This is a genomic window from Corallococcus sp. CA041A (assembly GCF_003612075.1).
GTDB classification, from domain to species: domain Bacteria; phylum Myxococcota; class Myxococcia; order Myxococcales; family Myxococcaceae; genus Corallococcus; species Corallococcus exiguus.
This window is the reverse complement of sequence record NZ_RAWF01000001.1, coordinates 1-18,913: the sequence shown is the minus strand read 5'-3', so window position 1 is coordinate 18,913 and position 18,913 is coordinate 1. Positions and strand designations below refer to the sequence as shown.

15 protein-coding genes and 1 pseudogene are annotated in these 18,913 nt (G+C 65.2%); 5 read left to right on the top strand and 11 right to left on the bottom strand.

Annotated elements, in window-relative coordinates; translation table 11 throughout:
* Positions 1 to 44: 44 nt before the first annotated feature.
* The 10 genes from D7V77_RS00060 to hutH form a co-directional block, all read right to left on the bottom strand.
* A complete protein-coding gene (locus D7V77_RS00060; RefSeq protein ID WP_120574206.1) occupies positions 45 to 1,688 on the bottom strand; it encodes a cyclic peptide export ABC transporter in 1,644 nt (547 codons plus the stop codon).
* Between the two features lie 72 nt (positions 1,689 to 1,760).
* Positions 1,761 to 2,774, bottom strand: a complete 1,014-nt coding sequence (gene sbnB, locus D7V77_RS00055; RefSeq protein WP_120574205.1) for a 2,3-diaminopropionate biosynthesis protein SbnB — start codon at positions 2,772 to 2,774, stop codon at positions 1,761 to 1,763.
* 42 nt (positions 2,775 to 2,816) lie between these two features.
* On the bottom strand, positions 2,817 to 3,776 hold the full coding sequence (gene sbnA, locus D7V77_RS00050) for a 2,3-diaminopropionate biosynthesis protein SbnA (protein WP_199733710.1): 960 nt from the start codon (positions 3,774 to 3,776) through the stop codon (positions 2,817 to 2,819).
* Between the two features lie 108 nt (positions 3,777 to 3,884).
* Positions 3,885 to 5,270, bottom strand: a complete 1,386-nt coding sequence (locus D7V77_RS00045; RefSeq protein ID WP_120574203.1) for a serine hydrolase — start codon at positions 5,268 to 5,270, stop codon at positions 3,885 to 3,887.
* Positions 5,267 to 6,358 (bottom strand): serine hydrolase, encoded by a 1,092-nt coding sequence (locus D7V77_RS00040; RefSeq protein WP_233596541.1) that lies wholly within the window; start codon positions 6,356 to 6,358, stop codon positions 5,267 to 5,269. Before D7V77_RS00040 ends, D7V77_RS00045 begins: the two co-directional genes overlap by 4 nt.
* Before the next feature lie 249 nt (positions 6,359 to 6,607).
* The gene (locus D7V77_RS43110) at positions 6,608 to 7,825 is read right to left on the bottom strand and encodes a putative sensor domain DACNV-containing protein (RefSeq protein WP_147451934.1); all 1,218 of its coding nucleotides are present in this window, start codon (positions 7,823 to 7,825) and stop codon (positions 6,608 to 6,610) included.
* 164 nt (positions 7,826 to 7,989) lie between these two features.
* The gene (locus tag D7V77_RS45890) at positions 7,990 to 8,187 is read right to left on the bottom strand and encodes a DUF6310 domain-containing protein (RefSeq protein WP_368666163.1); all 198 of its coding nucleotides are present in this window, start codon (positions 8,185 to 8,187) and stop codon (positions 7,990 to 7,992) included.
* 290 nt (positions 8,188 to 8,477) lie between these two features.
* Positions 8,478 to 10,370, bottom strand: coding sequence for a hypothetical protein (locus tag D7V77_RS43105; protein WP_147451933.1), 1,893 nt, complete (start codon positions 10,368 to 10,370; stop codon positions 8,478 to 8,480).
* Positions 10,371 to 10,426: 56 nt separating this feature from the next.
* Positions 10,427 to 10,564, bottom strand: a complete 138-nt coding sequence (locus D7V77_RS43530) for a hypothetical protein (protein ID WP_158624228.1) — start codon at positions 10,562 to 10,564, stop codon at positions 10,427 to 10,429.
* A 475-nt stretch (positions 10,565 to 11,039) separates the two neighbouring features.
* Positions 11,040 to 12,566 carry a histidine ammonia-lyase gene (gene hutH / locus D7V77_RS00030; RefSeq protein WP_120574200.1) on the bottom strand — a complete coding sequence of 509 codons (1,527 nt, stop codon included), beginning with the start codon at positions 12,564 to 12,566 and terminating at the stop codon, positions 11,040 to 11,042.
* 146 nt (positions 12,567 to 12,712) lie between these two features.
* Between hutH and D7V77_RS00025 the strand changes: the two genes are divergently transcribed.
* The 5 genes and pseudogenes from D7V77_RS00025 (at position 12,713) to D7V77_RS00010 (ending at position 17,855) form a co-directional block, all read left to right on the top strand.
* Positions 12,713 to 13,990 (top strand): aspartate kinase, encoded by a 1,278-nt coding sequence (locus D7V77_RS00025; protein ID WP_120574199.1) that lies wholly within the window; start codon positions 12,713 to 12,715, stop codon positions 13,988 to 13,990.
* 119 nt (positions 13,991 to 14,109) lie between these two features.
* Positions 14,110 to 14,409 (top strand): helix-hairpin-helix domain-containing protein, encoded by a 300-nt coding sequence (locus D7V77_RS00020; protein WP_233596523.1) that lies wholly within the window; start codon positions 14,110 to 14,112, stop codon positions 14,407 to 14,409.
* 9 nt (positions 14,410 to 14,418) lie between these two features.
* Positions 14,419 to 14,517 (top strand): annotated as a pseudogene (locus tag D7V77_RS45885) (zinc-ribbon domain-containing protein); the annotation flags it as partial.
* 6 nt (positions 14,518 to 14,523) lie between these two features.
* On the top strand, positions 14,524 to 16,503 hold the full coding sequence (locus D7V77_RS00015; protein ID WP_233596522.1) for a tetratricopeptide repeat protein: 1,980 nt from the start codon (positions 14,524 to 14,526) through the stop codon (positions 16,501 to 16,503).
* A 155-nt stretch (positions 16,504 to 16,658) separates the two neighbouring features.
* On the top strand, positions 16,659 to 17,855 hold the full coding sequence (locus D7V77_RS00010; protein ID WP_120574196.1) for a glycosyltransferase family 2 protein: 1,197 nt from the start codon (positions 16,659 to 16,661) through the stop codon (positions 17,853 to 17,855).
* Between the two features lie 95 nt (positions 17,856 to 17,950).
* Here D7V77_RS00010 and D7V77_RS00005 read toward each other — a convergent pair whose 3' ends face one another.
* Complete coding sequence (locus tag D7V77_RS00005; RefSeq protein WP_120574195.1) at positions 17,951 to 18,799, bottom strand: CHAP domain-containing protein; 849 nt, start codon at positions 18,797 to 18,799, stop codon at positions 17,951 to 17,953.
* Positions 18,800 to 18,913: the final 114 nt, after the last annotated feature.

Sequence of the window (18,913 nt, the reverse complement as noted above, 5' to 3'; positions counted from 1 at the left end):
CATCTCCAACGGCCGGGGAGGAGGGTGGGGCGCATGCGAAGGGCTCACGCCGCCGAAGCGGGCGCCGCCGCGACGGTCTTGCCCAGCTCCAGCTTGATGACCCGGTGCGCGAGGTGGAAGTAGCGGTCGTCGTGCGTGATGACGAGCACGCCCTTGCCCCGCGCGGCCAGCTCCGGAAGCAGCCGGCGGTAGAAGACCTCGCGGAACTCGGGGTCCTGGTCCGCCGCCCATTCATCGAACAGGTAGAACGGCTTGTCCTCCAGGAGCGCGACGACCATCGCCAGGCGCTTGCGCTGGCCGGTGGACAGGCTCGTCGTGGAGAACCGCCCGTTGACGACCTGGAGCTTCGTGTCCAGCTCGAACAGCCGCAGGTACTCCTGCACGCGTCCCTGGAGCGGGGCGAGGTCCACGCCGCGCAGGTTCTCGAAGAGGTGGAAGTCGGTGAAGATGGCGGAGAACGTGTTGCGGTACGCGTCCCGGTTCTGGTCCGTCACCGGGACCCCGTTCCAGAGCAGCTGCCCGGACCTGGGCGTGTAGAGCCCGGTGAGCAGCCTGGCCATCGTCGTCTTGCCGCTGCCGTTGCCACCCACCACGAACACCAGCTCCCCGGAGCGCAGCGCCAGGTCGATGGGGCCCACGCGGAAGGCGGCCTCCTCGCCCGCGTCGCTGAACGCGTACGTCGCCGACTCGACGACCACCTCCTGCCGCCCGTCGGCGGGCAGGGCCAGCGCGGCAGGGGCGGAGGGCTCCTCGGTGAGCGACTCGGTGAGCGAAAGCTCCAGCTGCTGGAGCTTGTCAAGCGCGATGCTCACCTGGGGCCAGCGGCCCACGTCCTCCAGCAGCCCTCGGAACGGCCCCCACATGTACATCAGCGACAGCACGTAGCCGCGCGTGGCGTCGGTGTCGTGCGCGCTGAGGGCGAAGACGCCGAAGAGCATCACGCCCAGCACCAGCCAGGTGAAGAAGTGCACGAAGCTGCCCATCAGCGCGACGCTGATGGCCGCGTGCATGCCCTTGAGCCGGGTGCGCTCCACGGCGGGTGCGTAGTCCTCCTCCATGAACGCCCGCCGGCGCGGCTCGTGGAGCTTGAGCTCCTTGATGCCGTCCAGCACCTGCTGCTGCTCGCGGAACAGGTCGTCCTGGGTGTCGCGCTCCTCGCGCCACAGGGGGACCATCTTGCGGGTCGCGAAGTAATAGAAGACCACCAGCAGCGTCATGGCGGGCAGGACCAGCATCATCCCGCGGGGCGACAACCACGCCATGTACCCCAGGCAGCCGAGCACGATGGTGGTGCAGACGATGAGCCCGGGGATCTTCGAGGCGATGTTGACGATGGCCTGCACATCCTGGGAGAGCGCCGCGAGCACGGGCCCCTTGCCAATGAGCTCCAGGCGCCGGTAGGGCGCGACGAGGATGCTGCGGCCCAGCTTGAGGCGCAGCTCCGCGGTGATGGAGCGCGACACCTTCGCCAGCAGCAGCTCCGGCACGGTGTTGCCCACCAGCACGCCCACGCTCAGGGCGATGAAGCCCACGAGCAGGGTCTTCAGGGTGGACTGGTCCGTGCCCAGCGCATGGCTGATCAGCGCGAGCAGGGCGCTGTTGCAAAGGCCGGAGAAGATGCCCGTGACCGCGATGACGATCATCGAGGTCCGGGAGCGACGCAGCAGGAGCGACAGCAGTGAGAACATGGAGGGCCTCTGCGGAGAGTCACTGCCCCAGATGCGGCGGAAGGAGCCTTCCCCTCCGCACGCGATGGGACGTCAGCGGGTGAGCTCCCAGAAGAAGTCGTTCACGGCGACGTGTTCGTCACGCGCGACGGCGACGTCGTAGACCCACTTGCCGACCGCCAGGTCCAGCACGCCGAGTCCGAAGGGCGAGAAGATGATGGGCTGGGTGCGGTCCACCTGGCAGCGGCCCAGGATGAGCTGCGCGAGCGTGCCCGTCACGAACCCCCGTCCGCCGCTCAGCTGCTCCGCGAGGTGGGGCGACGTGTTGGCCTTCATGACGTGTTCGACGTCGTCGACGATGTTGTGCGAGGCCAGGAGCAGCTCGGGAGCCAGGTCCCGCAGGGAGATGTTGAGGACGATGGGGTTGTGCGCCAGCAGGGCCGGGTCGCGGATGTAGGGCGCCCCGGCGACCGTCGCGAGGACGAGCAGGTCGCTGGAGCGCACCACGGTCTCCAGCTCCTTCTCGCAGCGGATGACGCCATGGCGCGCCGGCCGGCACGACTCCCGGGCGAAGCGCTCGGCCTCCGCGGGGACCAGGTCGTGCAGGAGGACTTCATCCACCTCCCAGCCCAGCTCCATGAGGAACGTGTAGATGTAGCGGGCGATGAGGCCATTGCCCACGATGCCCAGCCTGCGCACCTGGCGCTTCCGGCCGTTGAGCCACTCCGCCGCCAGCACCGCGGAGCCCGCGGTCCGCGCCGCGGAGATGATGGAGCTCTCCAGGCACGCGAAGGGGTAGCCCGTCTCGTAGTCATTGAGCAGCAGCACCGCGGAGGCGCGAGGGAAGCCCTTCGCGACGTTGTCCGGGTAGCTGGCGATCCACTTGATGCCGGACACGTTGGTGGTGCCGCCCAGGTAGGCCGGCAGCGCGATGATCCGGTCGCGAGGCCTCTCCGGGAAGCGCAGGAAGTAGCTGTCCGGGTTGACGCTCTGCTTCTCCTCGTGGGCGAGGTAGGCGTCCCGCACGCGGTCCACGCACTCCTGGGTCGCGCCCTGGATGATGGAGTGGATCGTCTTTCCGGTGATGACGTTGAAGGGGAAGGTCATGGGGTGTTCGAGGCTCGTGGACTCGCGCAGGAGCGCGGCGGCTCAGGAGAAGCGCGCGGTCCAGGAGGGGGAGAAGATGGTGTCCAGGTAGGCCGTCCCGCGGTCGGCGCACATGAAGAGGACGGTGGGAGGCGCAGGCAGCTCGCGGAAGCGGGGCAGGTAGCGTTTGACGGCCGCGAAGCACGAGCCCGAGGACCCGCCCACCAGCAGGTTGTGTTGCAGGAGCAGCTCCCGGCAGCACTGCACCGTTTCGTATTCCGGCACCAACACCACGTCATCGATGAGCGCGTGGTTGACCAGCTCAGGCCGCACGCTGGCGCCGATGCCGGGGATGAAGCGCTTGCCGGCCGCGCCGCCAAAGATGACGGAGCCCTGCGCGTCCACGGCGACCACGCGGATGGAGGGGAACACCTCCTTGAGCCGGCGGGACACGCCCGCGATGGTGCCTCCCGTGCTCACCCCGACGAAGACGTAGTCGAGCCGCTGGAACGTCCGGCGGATCTCCTCGCCGGTGAGCCAGTAGTGCGCCTCGACGACGTCAGGGTTGCCGTACTGGTTGGGCCAGAAGGCGCCCTGGATGGTGCCGCAGAGCTCCCGCACCTTGTTCAGGCGGGTCTTCAGGTAGCCGCCCATGTCGTCGCGCTCGGTGACCTTCACCACCTGCTCGCACGTGCGCTCCAGGAAGGACTCGTAACCGGGCGTGATGTTCGGATCGATGACCGGGATGAACTTCAGCCCCAGCAGCTTCGCGTACGTGGCCAGGGCCGACGCGAAGTTGCCGGAGGACGACTCCACGATGGTGGAGCCCTCGTGCAGCTCCCCTCGTTCGGCGGCGCGCTTGAGGACCCACAGCGCCGGCCGATCCTTGAGGCTGCCCACGGGATTCTGGCCTTCCAGCTTTGCGTGGAGATCCAGTCCCTCCCACGACAGCCGCACAGTGGGTGTTTCCTTCAGGACGAGCTGCAGGGCCGCAATTCGTTCGATAAGGGGGGTGTGTAGCACGGTGAGTGCTAGCGATAGTCCCTCAATAGTTGGAAGTCAACAATCGTTGGGAATCCGTGACAGAGTAGCATTTCATGTCACAGGGCCGAGCTGGAGCTGACGAGGACGTCACTCGTCCCGAGGCTCCAACTCTGAGATCCGCCCGGCTTCATCGAAGCGGACGATCCAGCGGAGCGTCTGGTCCTTCCCGTGGATGGAGCGGTAGGTCCGCGACAGATGATCCGCGGAGTCCTCCAGGAGGATCAGGCGGCTCAGCGGAGGCAGTCCGCCGAGCGCGATAGGCAGCCACTCATTCAGATCCGCGAGCGAGTCCTTCGCGGGACCGGTGAAGTGGCGGGCGTCCGCGTTCCCCGCGAGCAGTGCGGGCAGCAGGGCCTTCAAGGCCACCGTCCGTTCGGGAGCGGCGTCGGTGATGCCGGGCTCGTTCAGGAAGGGAGGAGGGGACAGGAAGAGCTTGGCCACGCCGTGCGCGAGCGAAGGGCTCAGACGCCGCTGGTTGGTGAGCACCACCACGGCCAGTTTGTCGGCTGGGTAGAAGACGGTGTCGGAGAGCGCGGGCCCGCCGCTGTGAGCGACCTCGTGGCGTCCCCGGTACTGGCCCACGGTCCATCCCACCGCGAAGCTGCTGGGCTTGCCGTCATTGAGCGTGGGCGGCGTCCACATGGCGGAGCGAAGGTCCGCGTTCAGGAGCTTGTCGCCCATGAGCGCGGCCGCGAACCGGGACATGTCCGTCACGGAGGAGAACAGGCCGCCGGCTGACAGCGTGTAGCGCGGATACATGAACCAGTACTGCTGCTGATGGTCGGTGCGCCATTGATACGTCGCCGAGCGTTCCGCGACGACATCGCTGGTCAGGACGACATGCGCCTCGGTGAGTGAGGCATGGTCGAAGCCGCTGTTCGTCATGCCCAGGGGCGTGAAGATGCGGTCGCGCAGGAGCTGCTCGTAGGGGGCGCCGCCGACCTTCTCCAGGACATGGGTGAGGAGGACGAAGTCGTCCGAACCGTAGGCGTTCTTCTCACCCGGGGCTGAAGCAAGTGGGGCGCGCTTCGCCGCATCGATCGCGGCCGTGACGCTGGCGTTGTCCGCGTCTACGGGGCCAGGCTGAAGGCCAGATGTGTGACTGGCGAGGTGTAGCAGGGTGATGTCCTTCCAGGCGGGAGGACAGTCGGGGATGTATTGACAGACGCGGGCATCGAGCTTGAGCTTGCCCTGGCCCACGAAGTCCATCAGCAACACGGCCGTGAACATCTTGGTCCCAGAGGCAATCTGGAACGCCGTGCGCGTGCTCGCGGGGGCCTTCCATTCCAGGTTCGCTGTGCCGTAGGCCGCGAGCTTGATGACCTTGCCGTCACGGACGACCGCGACCGCGGCGCCAGGGATGTGGTTGCGAGCCATCTCCGCGCGTAGGAAGGTGTCTACCTTGTCCGGCGCGCTCCAGGCGACCTGGGCCCAACCCAGGAGTAGCAGCAGACCGCAGCGTCGGAAGTTCACGGGGCAGTCTCCGCCGGGGCCTGCTTGAGCTCCAGGAGCGACTCCGTGAGGTCGAAGAGCTTCGCGTCATCCGGGCGCAGGTTGCTCATGAGGATGACGGTGCGGCCGTCCTCCAGGACGCGCCAGGCGACGGTGCGGTACGCGCCGCCCGTCCCATCGTTGGTCGCGACGGTGTAGGGGGCGGGCCGCCTCTTCGCGGCGAAGGTCCGCACCCGGCCACCCAGGGCATACGCGGGCTCGGGATGTTCGATGGACAGGAGCGCCTTGCGTGACTCGGTGGACAGGAGCTTTCCGGAGAGGACTCCGTGGGTGAGGCGCAGCATGTCGTCGGCGGTGCTGTAGAATCCGCCCGCAGCAACGATGTAGGCAGGAATCATGAAGGCGTTGCGTTCCTCCTTCGGCTTCAGTGCGCTGTAGCCCAGGGCGAGCTCCCGGATGTCCTGGGTTTCACCCGCCGAGATGCCGCTGTCCGCCATGCGCAGCGGCTTGAAGACGAGCCGCTTCGCGAACTGCTCGAAGGACTCCTTGGAGACCCGCTCGAGAATGGCCTGCACGAGGAGCCAGTTCGTGAGGTTGTAGTCGAACCGTGTGCCTGGCACGAACGCGAGGTCCCCGCTCGCGAACCGCGTGACGGCGTCGGGCACGGGCGACCGATCGCTCCGGATGCTGGGGTCCTTCACGTATGCATCCATGAGGCTGTCGGGCAGGCCGCTGCCATTGCTGAGCAGGTGGCGAAGCGTGAGCTGTTTCCCGGTGTCCGCTCGGTACTCCGGGAGGTAGGTGAGGATGGGCTCGTCGAGCTTCAGTTTCCCGTCATCCACTAGGCGCAGGACCATGATGGACGCGAGCCACTTGCCCACGGAGCCCGTGAAGAAGCGGCTGTTCCGCTTGATGGGGCGTAGGGTTTCGGCATCCGCGAGGCCAAACGCTTCGACGGAGTCCACCCGCGCCCCCTTGCCTACGAGGACGACGCCGTTGAAATGCGTGTCCGCGACGAACTGCCGGACTTGTTCCTGGACCCTGTCTTCCGCATAAGCGGGCAGCTCGGCAAAGAGGCTGAGTAGCAGCGTGACGAAGACCGCTTTCATCTGTCTCACAGACATGAGGCTCCTTCATGCGAGGGCGCCGAGCCCTGTGAGGGAGAAGGCTATGGTACGAGGGAGGCTCACGCTGAATGCACCGGACGGGGTGCAGAACTCAAGATTGACGGGCACGGGACTGGTCCCGCATGAGGCCTATCCCAATCCGCTACAACAGAACTGCCCATGGAGTTCAGGTCCCGTTGACTGTCTTCCTTGCGCTTGGGATGAGGCTGTCAATTGAAATTATTGAGCCGGCTATAGTTCAGGAAAGCGAATTCTCCAGAAGAGAATCCGACTTCCATCATGGATAAGGCATTTGAGAGGCCCGTCTTCTGATGCAATGAATGCGAAGCCTCCCGTCGATGCAACAAAAGAAGCCGCAGCTCGGTGGCGTGTTCCGTGCAATCCAAGGGAATACTCATTTGGGGCAATCATCGCACCAGTCGCATCGAAGGCCTCATAAAGAGGAAGCGTGGCAGACGTTGCTTCTTTGTACCCGGCGCCGAATATGTGCAGATTGGGGCCAAGGAGGAGGGCGCCATCCATTGCGGTTAATCTGGCGATGTCGTCAGTGGCGGCATCTACTGCGGACCGAGTGAAGTTGCGATTGTTGATGGCTTGAGACATTTCATAGCTGAAATCCTCGTCTTCGTCGCGAAAGACGGTGTTTATCCATGTTTTGCTAGCCTCGAAAAATTGATGAACTTCAGAGGCGAGAATGCTCGGCTTGGCTGTTTGGTGCTTTGGTGGCTCTGTTTTGGGATCAAGCGAGTCTTTGGGGTGTACCAAAATAAGCCCGCCCCGACCTGTTGCGCTCATGCCTCGGACCAAGCGCTCAAATACCCGATCGCCAATATCCCCAGGCATGAGAAGCTTGTTTTTGACGTCGGCAAGTAGGCCCTCCAGTGATTTTCGGATTGCCGCACGGACGGGACCTTCTGAATAAAAGAGATCAGGGGCGGGGTTGGCGAGTTGTCCTCGCTCGTATCGCATTATTTCCTTGTCGGCGAAAAGAAGCGAGAGTGCTCCTGGTGCTGAAGCAGAAAGAAATAAAACGTCGCCGCCGTTTGTCGCGGGGTTGCGCCGGGCAATTCCGGTTATGTCTAAGGTGGAATCTTTGGTGACGGAGAGAATGAGCGCCGTGCGACCGAATTCGGTGGCCACTGACAGCTTTGTTAGTGAGTCGATGTTTAGTGGCTGCGGGGTGAGTGGAATCGTGAACCACGCTTTCTGGGGCGGTTCGTTCTGATCTTGATACTCGTAGCTGTCTAGAACGTCATCTAGCTCTTTCCCGATCGGAATAACCGCTTGAATGCGAATAGCATCTCCTTCTTCTGTTGAGAGGCTTGCAAAGAATAGAAGATCGAGAAGTTCTCCGAGTGCCTGAACTGATTCCGAGTGTTTGAGCCAAGCTGGGGCACGAAGCCTGAGTGCTTCCTGTAGGTGATCGCGAGGGTAGGAGAGTTTGTTCATGGGGTTTGCTTGTGGAATGTTCTGAATAGTGGTCGGTGTGTTTTGGGGCGGAGAAGTGCTCGCTCCAGTCCGTGGATGATGGCGAGTGCGCGACCGTCGTTGTCCCGGGACGCAGGTGCGTAGACGATCACAGCAAACTCGATAGGGTTGGAGGGCATTTAGCCTCAAGCTGTGATGACAACGTCGAGGGTCGGGTCCGCGACCTTCAACGCCGTCCGATGGGCTTCGCTGCGTGCTCTAATGACGATGTCGTATCCGCACCCTTTGGTGAGCTTGGCCTCGCGTTGCAAATTGGCCCGTTGCATAGTGACGAAGAGCTTTCTAGATCGGGGCGAGTGCTTCTCGAGGCCGTCTGTCTTCAATCTAGACGGGACGTCTTGGTTGGACGGATACGGCCACGCACTGCTGAAGTCATTGGCGAAGGGCTTCTGTCTGCATGGGCAGTTGGGCCGGTCGTGCCGCCATGAGTTCGATGTACTTGCGCCCTCTGTGCAGAGGGCGGCCTGTGGCGTAGCGGCTCAATGCGCGCTGTTGCTTCGCGCGCCCAACCCTATGGTCATCGAGTGCAGGTATTCGGAGCATTCCCGGTCGAGCTTGTGCAGTAGGGCGGGCGTCATGCCCCATTAACAGGGGCTGCCTTGTCCAATTTGTGCTAATTTTCAGACATTCCAGAGATGCGTTTTCGCATGCGGGAAAGCAGTACCGCATTGGGATGAGTCCCAGCTAATGTCGCGTTTGCCCAGTCAAGCAACTCTCCGATGTGTGGATTTTCTCGCACCTTGTCTTCGAGGAGCAGCGTCATCATCATGGGGACAAAAAGAGAGACGATGGGGACGATTTTGCTTATGGTTTCGTTAGGACTTAGTGCTGAGGCACCGGCTAGTGCGATGCCAGCGATGTTGAAGCTCTTGAGGCGATCTGGGCGACGTTCATAGTGGCGAACCTGTTCATTCCAGAGTCTAATGATTTCCTTCTGGCCCTCAACATCTGCAGTGCTCGAGCCCAAATTCAAAAGCATGTCGCGGAATCGCGTGAGATCGCCATCCCCAAGCTGTGTCGCGAACTCGACAACATTTGTGTCATTGTCGAATGCGAGTATTTCTCCGGTGAGTTCTAGCTCGCGCGCTCTTGTTAGTTGGATGTCGGTGGTTGTTCCAGAGCTGAGTGCGACCAAGAGGCCATTGGCGCCTTCAGTTGAATAGGAGTCCGATTGTTCTGGAGTCAAATGGGCATTGAGTGCGCCGGCCCACTCGACGTTGCATGCTGCTGTCCCCAATTCCACTAGTAGGTCCCGCTTAAAAGCGGTCTTGCTTATCTCATTGGCAAAGCGTGCCAGTCCGCCAGTCAAGGACGTCATGGCGCCGCGAGTGGCTAGTGAATATTCTGCCGTGGTCCAGTGCTCGGAAAGTGCCCGAGCAAGCGCGGTGAGTATAATTGGGTTGTGGTCTTTCGTTTTATCTTGCAGTCTTGACAGGGCTCTTAGGATTGAGCGCCGGTCGTAAGCTGTTCCCTGAAAAAGGTATAGCGGATTTCGACGGTGTTGATCTTGTGCGGTAAGGATGGCTAATTGTCGAGAAAGTATCGCACTGTGAGGAGCTTCTTCTAATAGTTCCCCGAGCCAGCTTGTGTCATATCTCTCGATGGATTGTGGAATTAGCCATCGAATAATCCCTCTTCGCGATAGTTCGACAAGCTGGCGTTTGGTGACGCCAAAGGATGATATGGTTGAGTCGAGATTTTCCTTGATCGGTGCGACAATGTGGGTTGTTGAGTAAAGTGAAAGATAAGTTCGGAGGTTGGCGGGCGGAAATGTAGTTGGGATGAGGCAGCTGGGTTTGGTTTTGAGCCAGTTGTCCGGAAGGGCGGAGGGGGCTCCTTCTTGCAGGTAGTGGTTTTTGCTTATTGACTCTTGCCAGTACTCGTCGTCTCTGAAGACTCTTGCGCGGATTGCAGTTGGGGTGTTCTTGCTGAGGTTGTGTCCGGGGGCAAGTGTCAGGAAACTGCCGAAATTCTTAAGCCAAGTGGGGGCGTTCGAAGGAGTCACGCTCTGAGCAGGCTGAGTCTCAATGCGCATTGGCAGTGGAGTGCCGAGCTTGGCAAATGCGGATGACACAGTCTTTGACTCGTTGTCGCTCAGATTTCGCTCGACCAGAATGACTGCGACTTGTGAGTCGTCTTTGACTCCAAGGAATGGTATGGTGCTTGGAATCATTGCTGCAAGGTCGCGACTGAGCGCATCCCACGAGCGAACAATGCCCTTTCCCTGTGCAATGTCTCGTATGGAGCGAACAGATAGCTCCCGGGAGTCGTCGGGGCGACGGGCGATGATTTTGATTGGAAATGCAACTGGCTTTAATTCGTTTGAGAACCAGTCTGGTAATTTCTTTCCGTTGACGACTATTTCGTGGCTGTTTGGGACTGAAATGTAATAGAAGCCCTGGGCTTCAAACAGGCCTTCAACAGGAAGTTGTGGCTGAAGCAGTAGAAACTGCTCGAACACTTCTTTGGCTGAGTTCTCGAAGTCTAAGTCTATTGTTGATGGCATAGGATTGTTGGCTCCTTGTCGTGCATGGCTGAAAAGTTAGGGCCGGTCATTAAAGCCTATTTCGGTAGGAGCGCGTGGAGCCAGATGATGATGCCCAGTGCGAAGTGCAGCATCACGTAGGTGTCCTCTCGCTTCACCCAGTTCACCGGCAGCCGTCGGGAGCGGTTGAGCCAGGAGTCAGTTCGCTTGATCATCCATCGTGGCGAAGGGCGTCAACACCGTGAGCGCTTGGGACTCAACTGGGAGCGCCGTCTCGGCGTCCGGAGCGTGAAGCGATACTCCTGGGCCAGATCGTGGACGGGTCTGAAGGCATACCCCAGGTTGGCGCACAGCGTCTGACGACGGCACCGGGTCGACAGAGGACGTCGGACAGGAGTCGATTCAAGCGTGGAGCGTGCCAGCTTGAGGTCATTCGTGTTAGCGCCAACGCGCCCCACTGCATCCCATAGCAACACCAGGTGAATCCCATCGAGGGGCTGTCGGTCAGGCACTAGTGGATTGTGGTAGCCGAGCGGTTGCTCCGGCCGGGCCGGCAACAGCGGTTCGATACGTCGCCACAGCTCGTCGGGCACCCGCCAGCCGTCGTTCTTCTTCACTACCCCATGGCCGCAGCCTCCTGCCTCTTCAACCCGGCAGGAGGCCGACCTTCTTCCCTATCGAAATAAGCTCTTAGGCCGTGGCGGCCCGCACCGCCTCACGAATCGCCCCGGACTCCACGAGCGCCGTGACCGCCGTGATGTCGTGATGCAGCTCGCGATCCCGCTCCATGTGCGGAACCTTCCCGCGGATCAGCTCGTACGCCGCCAGCACGCCCTTGCCGGGCTTCACCGGCTGACGGAAGTCCAGCGCCTGCGCCGCGACCAGCAACTCGATCGCCAGGCACGAACGCGTGAACTCCGACACCTGCCGGCCCTTCAGCGCCGCCGTCATGCCCATGGACACATGGTCCTCACGGCCCGCGCTGGACGGAATCGAATCCACGGACGCCGGGTGGCTCAGGATGCGCGACTCGGCCACCAGGGCCGCTGCGGTCACCTGCGCAATCATGAACCCGGAGTTCAACCCGCTGTTCTTCGCCAGGAACGCTGGCAGGCCCGACAGGCTCGGGTTCACCATCTGCTCCACTCGCCGCTCGCTAATCGACGACAGCTGCGTCAACGCCATCGCCACTACGTCCATCGCCAGCGAGATGGGCTGACCGTGGAAGTTGCCTCCGGAGATGATGCTCTCCGTGTCCGCGAACACCAGCGGGTTGTCCGTCCCGCTGTTCACCTCCACCTCCAGGATGCGACGCGCGAACGCCAATCCCTCTCGCGCCGAACCGTGCACCTGCGGAATGCATCGCAGGCTGTACGGGTCCTGAACCTTGCTGCAGTTGACGTGCGTCTCCACCAGCTCGCTGCCCTTCAGAATCCGGCGCAGGTGGTCCGCCACCGCCTTCTGACCCGCGTGCGGACGCACCGCGTGGATCTCCGGCAGGAACGGCTTGTGGCTGCCCAGCAGGCCCTCCACCGTCATCGCTCCCGCGATGTCCGCCACGTCCGCCAGCAGCTCCGCCCGCAGCTGCGTCAGCGTCCCCACCGCGCACATCGCCTGCGTGCCGTTGATCAGCGTCAGGCCTTCCTTCGCCTCCAGCACCACCGGCTTCAGGCCCGCCTTCTCCAGCGCCTGCTTCGACGGCATCCTCACGCCCTCGAAGAACGCCTCGCCCTCGCCAATCAGCACCAGCGCCAGGTGCGCCAGCGGGGCCAGGTCTCCGGACGCGCCCACGCTTCCCCGCTCGGGGACCACCGGCACCACGTCCTTGTTCAACATGTCGATGGCCAGCCCCAGCGTCTCCATCCGGATGCCGCTGAAGCCCTTCGCCAACACGTTGGCCCTCAGCAGCAGGAGCACCCGGGCCTCCGGCAGGGGCAGCGGATTCCCCACGCCACAGGCGTGCGACAGGATGAGGTTTCGCTGTAGGTCTCGCAGGTCCTTCCGGTCGATTCGCACCTCCGCCAGCGTGCCGAAGCCCGTGTTGATTCCGTAGGACGGCGTGTCTCCGGCCGCCACCCGGTCCACCAACGCTCGGGAGGCCTGCACCCGCTTCGCGGCTTCGGGGGCGAGCTCCACCGTGACTTCGTGGCGGGAGACCTGGAGGATCTCCTCCAGCTTCAGGGTGTCACCATCGATGAGGAGGCGGGGGCGGGACATGTTCGGGATACTCCGGGTATGCGGCTTGAAAGTCGTTGGGCCACGAACGCTAGCGGATTCGCGGCAGGCAGGTTGAGGGCCCTTTACACCCAGGCCCTGGCGCCCATATAGCCTGCGCCCGTCCGTGCAGGGAGGTCGTGAGCCCCGTGGCCCTCATCGTCCAGAAGTATGGCGGTACCTCGGTGGGTGACACCGAGCGCATGAAGAACGTCGCGCGCCGCTGCATCGCCGCCCAGAAAGCGGGCCATGACGTCGTGGTGGTCGTCTCCGCCATGTCCGGTGAGACCAACCGCCTGCTCAAACTGGTGGCGCAGATCACCGACCGGCCCGACGAGCGCGAACAGGACGTCGTCGTCGCCACCGGCGAACAGGTGTCCATCGGGCTCGTCGCCATGGCCATTCATGCGCAGGGCGGGAAGGCCGTGAGCTTCCTCGGCCACCAGGTGCGCATCGTCACCGACAGCACCTTCTCCAAGGCGCGCATCAAGAGCATCGACGCGGAGCCCATCCGCGCCGCGCTGAAGCAGGGGAAGATCGTCGTCGTCGCCGGCTTCCAGGGCGTGGACGAGACGGGCAGCGTCACCACGCTCGGCCGCGGGGGTTCCGACACGACGGGCGTCGCACTGGCCGCCGCGCTCAAGGCCGACGCGTGTGAAATCTATACGGACGTCGACGGCGTCTACACCACCGACCCCAACGTGTGCCCGGCCGCGAAGAAGCTGGACCGCATCACCTACGAGGAGATGCTGGAGCTGGCCAGCCTGGGCGCCAAGGTGTTGCAGATCCGCTCGGTCGAATTCGCCATGAAGTACAAGGTGCCCCTGTGGGTGAAGTCTTCCTTCACCGAGGATCCGGGCACGCTCGTCTGCGAGGAGGACGCATCCATGGAGGACGTGCTGGTTCGAGGGGTCGCCTACGACCGGAACGAGGCGAAGATCACCGTGGTGGGCGTGCCGGATCAGCCGGGCGCCGCGGCGAAGCTCTTCGGGGCGCTCGACGCGAAGCACATCGTGGTGGATCTCATCGTGCAGAACCTGTCCCGCGAGGGGCGCACCGACGTCACCTTCACCGTCGCCAAGTCGGACTTCGCCAAGGCCCACGAGGTCGTGAAGCAGGCCGCGCAGGACGTGGGCGCCACCGGCGTCGAGGTGGATGACACCATCGCCAAGGTGTCCATCGTCGGCGTGGGCATGCGCAACCACTCGGGCGTGGCGGCGCGGATGTTCCAGACGCTCTCCCAGGAGGGCATCAACATCCAGCTCATCTCCACGTCGGAGATCAAGACCTCCTGCGTGATCCACACGAAGTACACGGAGCTGGCGGTGCGCGCGCTGCACACGGCCTTCGGGCTGGACGCGCCGCCCCCCGTGACGGCCACGCCCACCGTGTCGGAAGTGGATGCGCTGAAGGGGCAGAAGGCCTGAAGCGGTTCGGGCGCACGTCCGCGCTCGCGGCGCTGTCCCTGGGGCTGCTCGCCCTGGGCTTCACCGCCCGGGCGCGGTGGCCGGATTCTCGGCCCTCGCTCGACTGCCCGCCGGAGGCCGTGCGGCTGGATCCGGCGGGGCTGGCCACGTGTGGTCCGGGGGCGGTGCCCAAGGGGGCGCAGGCGCTCGCGCTGGGGCTCAAGCTGGACCTCAACGCCGCCTCCGAGTCCGAGCTGGCCCTGTTGCCCGGTGTGGGCCGCGACCTGGCCAAACGGCTGGTGTCCGCCCGCGAGGAGCAGGGCCGGTTCTCGAGCTGGGAGGACGTGGACGCGGTGGCCGGTGTGGGCGCTGCCAAGTTGGAGACCCTCCGGGCAGCCACCGTGCTGGACTCGGCGGCGGCCGATGGGGGCGTGTGGTAAGCACGGCCGGTGCAGATCGCCTGCCCGCAATGCTCGATGCAGTACGTGCTGGATGCCCGACTCCTGCCGCCAAGTGGCGCGTCGGTGCAGTGCACGCGGTGTGGCCACGTGTTCATGGCTTCGCCCACCGGCGTCATGGCTCCCACGCCGAAGATTCCTCCGGCGGGTGGGGGAGACCGGACGGGCGCGCAGTCGTCCACGCAGATCTTCGGCGGTGAGAGCGCTTCCAACCTGAAGTCCACGAACCTGTTCGCGGGTTCGACCACGGCCTCCGGCTCGTTCGTTCCGCAGCCGACTCCGGCTTCGGGTGCGCTGACTTCGTCCGGCGTGATTCCTCCGCCTCCGTCCATCGCTCCGGTCGCGGCGCAGGCTCCCGTGGCGTCCGGCGCACAGGCTGCGGCGGTGATGGGTACGACGCGGGCCTTCGGGGCAGTGGGGCCCGGTGTGGGAACTCCTCCTCCCGCGGCGCCGCCGGAGCAGGGTGCGGCTCCTGGGTCGACGACGCGCGCGTTCGGCGCTGTCTCCGCGTCGTCCTCGGGTTCGTTCCGCCTCGCGGAGCCCGGCTCTTCATCGCGTGGGCCGGAGGGTGGGGGAGCGACGCGTGCGTTCGGCGCGGTGCCGGGTCCCGCGCCTTCGGGTGCCGCCGACGCGGCCATTGGAGCAACGCGTGCGTTCGGCGCGGTGTCGGGTCCCGCGCCTTCGGGTGCCGCCGATGCGAGCATTGGAGCGACCCGTGCGTTTGGCGCGGTGTCGGGTCCCGAGGCTCCGGGTGCCGCCGATGCGAGCATTGGGGCGACCCGTGCGTTTGGCGCGGTGTCGGGCCCTTCGGATTCCGTTTTGGTGTCGGCCTCTCCGGTGTCCACCGCTCCCCGTTCCTTCGAGAGCATCTCGCCTTCGGGCGACCCCGCGGATCCACCGTGGTCGGCGGCTGGAGGCTCACGCTCCAAGCTCGTTCCGGATGGCCACGGTGACGCGCCCTGGGCGACCTCTTCGCCGACCGCGACCGTCTCCCTGCCCGACGACGACGCGCCCTTCGCTCGCACCGAGCCCTCGAAGCCCGCGGTTTCGCCTTCCGGTGCGTCGGTGCTCGGGGGCGGGCTGGACCGGCCCCTTCCTTCCCGGAAGCCCTCCGGCGATCTGCCCCCGGAGCTGCTCGGCGCGTCTTCCCGCGCCGACGCCATCGTCATCGAGGACGGAAGCCGGCGTTCCTCCGGGATGAGCCGGGTGCTCCTGGGGCTCACGGTGCTCGCGGGCATCGCCCTGGCCGGGTACCTGGCGTATCCCGTCTTCCGCGACCGCAACTCGGCCATGCCCGTGGAGGCCGTGACGAAGAAGGAAGAGGCCGTGCGGGCCCTGCGCCTCGATGACGCTCCCGCGCGCGAACAGGCCATCCAGAACCTCAAGGTCCTGGCCACCGCCCACCCGAAATACGCCGAGGTCCAGGCCGAGCTGGCCGTGGCCTACACCCTCCAACTGGGCGACCTGCACGCAGAGTTCGACCGGCTGAACCTCCAGGCGGCCGCGATCAAGCGGGAGATCGATGCGGTCACCACCGCGAAGTCGTCGCCGAACTGGATGGGCCAGTCCAACGCGCTCCATGACGACCTGCGCGCGACCGAGCGCGACATGCAGCCGCTGCGCACCGACATCGCCGAGCGGCGCAAGGCGCTCGACGCGCTGATGGAGACCCTCCGGGCCGCTCCGGACGTGGAGCCCGCCGCCACCGTCGCCGCGCGCCTCAAGGCCCAGGCCCTCTACGCCGCGGTGACCGGTGCCCCCAACGCCCTGGGCCTCGCGGAACGCCTGCGTCAGGTGGAGCTCCCGCCGTCCTGGAGCATCCTCGCCCGCGCCGAATACGCCCTCAGCTCCGGCACACCCGCCACCATCGAGGCCGTGTCCGGGGAGCTGGAAGCCCTGCGCGCGCAGGACCGGTACCTCTTCCGAGCCTTCGTCCTGGGCGCCCGGCTGGCCATCCGTCAGGGCGACCCGGACACGGCCCGGAACCTGCTGGACGAAGTGGTGGCGCTCAACCCCAAGCACGACCTGGCCAGGCGCATGCTCGCTCAAACCGCGGCCTCCGAGCCCTCGCCCTGAAACGTTGACCGGATCACCTCCGCCTCACCCTGGAGAAACTCCAGTCCTTCCCGGGGGCTCGGTGGCTCCCTCGCCCTGAAGTCCCTCTGGACGCCCAGGCATGCACCTTGCTTCGTCCCTGGGTGTCGAGGACTCGGGGTTCGGAGGGTGGGTCGATGGCGGAGGTCTTCTTCTGGTGCGCGGCGCTTGCGCTCGTGCACACTTATTTTCTCTATCCCTTGAGCCTGTTCGCCCTGGAGGGCGCGGCCCAGGTCTTCCAGAACCTGCGCAAGATGCGCTCGGGTGAGGCGGCCAGCGTGGGCGTCAAGGCCGGGCCGTTGCCCTCGGTGAGTCTGGTGGTGGCCGCCTACAACGAGGCGGACTGCATCGAGTCGAAGCTGCGGAACAGCCTGGCGCTGGACTACCCGGCGGACCGCTTCGAGGTCGTCATCGGTTCGGACGGCTCCACGGATGGCACGGACGGCCTCGTGCAGAAGTGCGCGGATCCGCGCGTGCGCCTGTCGCCCGCGGCTCGCGCAGGCAAGACGACGGTGCTCAATCGCTGCATCCCGTCCGCGCACGGCGACATCGTGCTGCTGTCGGATGCGAACACGATGATCGACGCGGACGCGGTGCGGAAGATCGTCCGCCACTTCGAGGACCCGGAGGTCGGCGCCGTCTGCGGCAAGCTGCGCCTCTACAACCCCACGAAGCAGGACTACGAGGAGAGCGCGTACTGGAGCTACGAGTCCCTCATCAAGATGTACGAGGGCCGGCGCGGCGCGGTGGTGGGGGCCAACGGCGGCCTCTACGCCATCCGGCGCTCGCTCTTCACCCAGCTGCCGCCGTCCACCATCGTGGATGACTTCGTGATCCCGCTGCGCATCCTGGAGAGCGGCTTCAAGGTCGTCTACGAGGAGGGCGCCGTCGCTCACGAGGAGACGACGGAGGATTACGGCAAGGAGTTCGGCCGGCGCGCGCGCATCGCGGCGGGCAACTTCCAGAGCCTGGGCCTCGTGCCCGGGCTGCTGCTGCCCACGGCGGGCTTCGCCGCGTTCGCCTTCTGGTCGCACAAGCTCCTGCGCTGGTGCGCTCCGGCGCTGATGGCGCTGGCGCTCGTCGCCAACCTGTTCCTGCTCGACAGCGTGTTCTACCGCGTCACGCTGGGCGCGCAGCTGGGCTTCTACGCCCTGGCGTACCTGGGCCGCTCCGGCGTCTTCAAGAGCGGCGCCGCGAAGAAGGCCACGTCCATCGCGTACTACTTCGTGACCATGAACGCGGCCATCGCCGTGGGCTTCTGGCGCTTCCTGCGCAACTCGCAGCGCGCCGCGTGGGACCGCACGGCTCGCGTGCCGACTTCCACGTCGACCTGACCTTCAACCGTTTTGGCAGTCCAGGCCCGCTGGTTCCCCGCGGCGCTCCGGCTGGTTCCGGAAGCGCACGGATGGAATCGGCGGGCCTTCCTTTTTCAGCGCGCCGCCACGGCCATGGGCTTTGCCGGGCCGGAGGGCAGCACGCTGCCGAACGCGGCGAAGAGCTGACCGGTGAGCACGTGCGGCTGACCGGGGCCGGGGCTTCGCAGCATGTCGTTGAGCACCTCGCCCGTCTTCGGATCGCGGGCCATGTGGGGGCGCGCCAGGTTCATCTGGTAGCGGACCACGCCGCGCTTCACCCGGTGGATGACGGTGACCGTGCCGTCCGCGTCCACGCCGTCCACCAGGCCCACGTGGGTGAGGCCGTCGTTGCGCCGGCCGTCGCGGTTCTGATCGTACGTCTCGCGGAAGAACACCAGGTCACCCGGCACGGGGCGCCCGCTCGTGTACACGCGGCCGTTCGCCTGGGCGTAGCGGTACATCGCGGTGACGCCGTTGTCCCCGGGCTTGAGGGTGCCCCGGAACTTCACGCCCGCCTGGGAGTAGGTGGCGTCGATGAGCGCCGTGCAGTCCGCCGGGTAGCGCTTGCCGTTCACCTGCACCGACGACTGGCCCACCAGTGCACGCGCCGTGGCCAGCACGCGCTCGCGGGGATTGGCCGTGGGGGCAGGGCTGGCCGTCTGCTTCGCGGGCGTGACGCGCGCCTTCGCCGGGGCCTTCTTGGCCGGGGCCTTCGCCACCGCCGGGGCCTTGCTCGGAGCGGAGGTCTTCGCGGGGGCGCTGTCACGGACCGCCACCTCCTCGGACAGCGCGGCGCGCGGGAAGGCCGGCGGGGAAGCGGAGCGGTAGCGCACGGCATCCGACGCCACCCAGGCCCCCGTGGGGGAGCCCGTCGCACAGCCCGTCGTCATCGCCAGCATCGCCATCCATGCGCCCAGCTTCATGGCCACCTCGTCCTGTAGCGTCCTGGGACAGAGGCTCCCTCCGCTGGCGCGTGTAGGCAAGAAAACCACCCAGGCAACCGGGCGGAGCGGCTCGGGTTTTCGACCGGGGGCGGG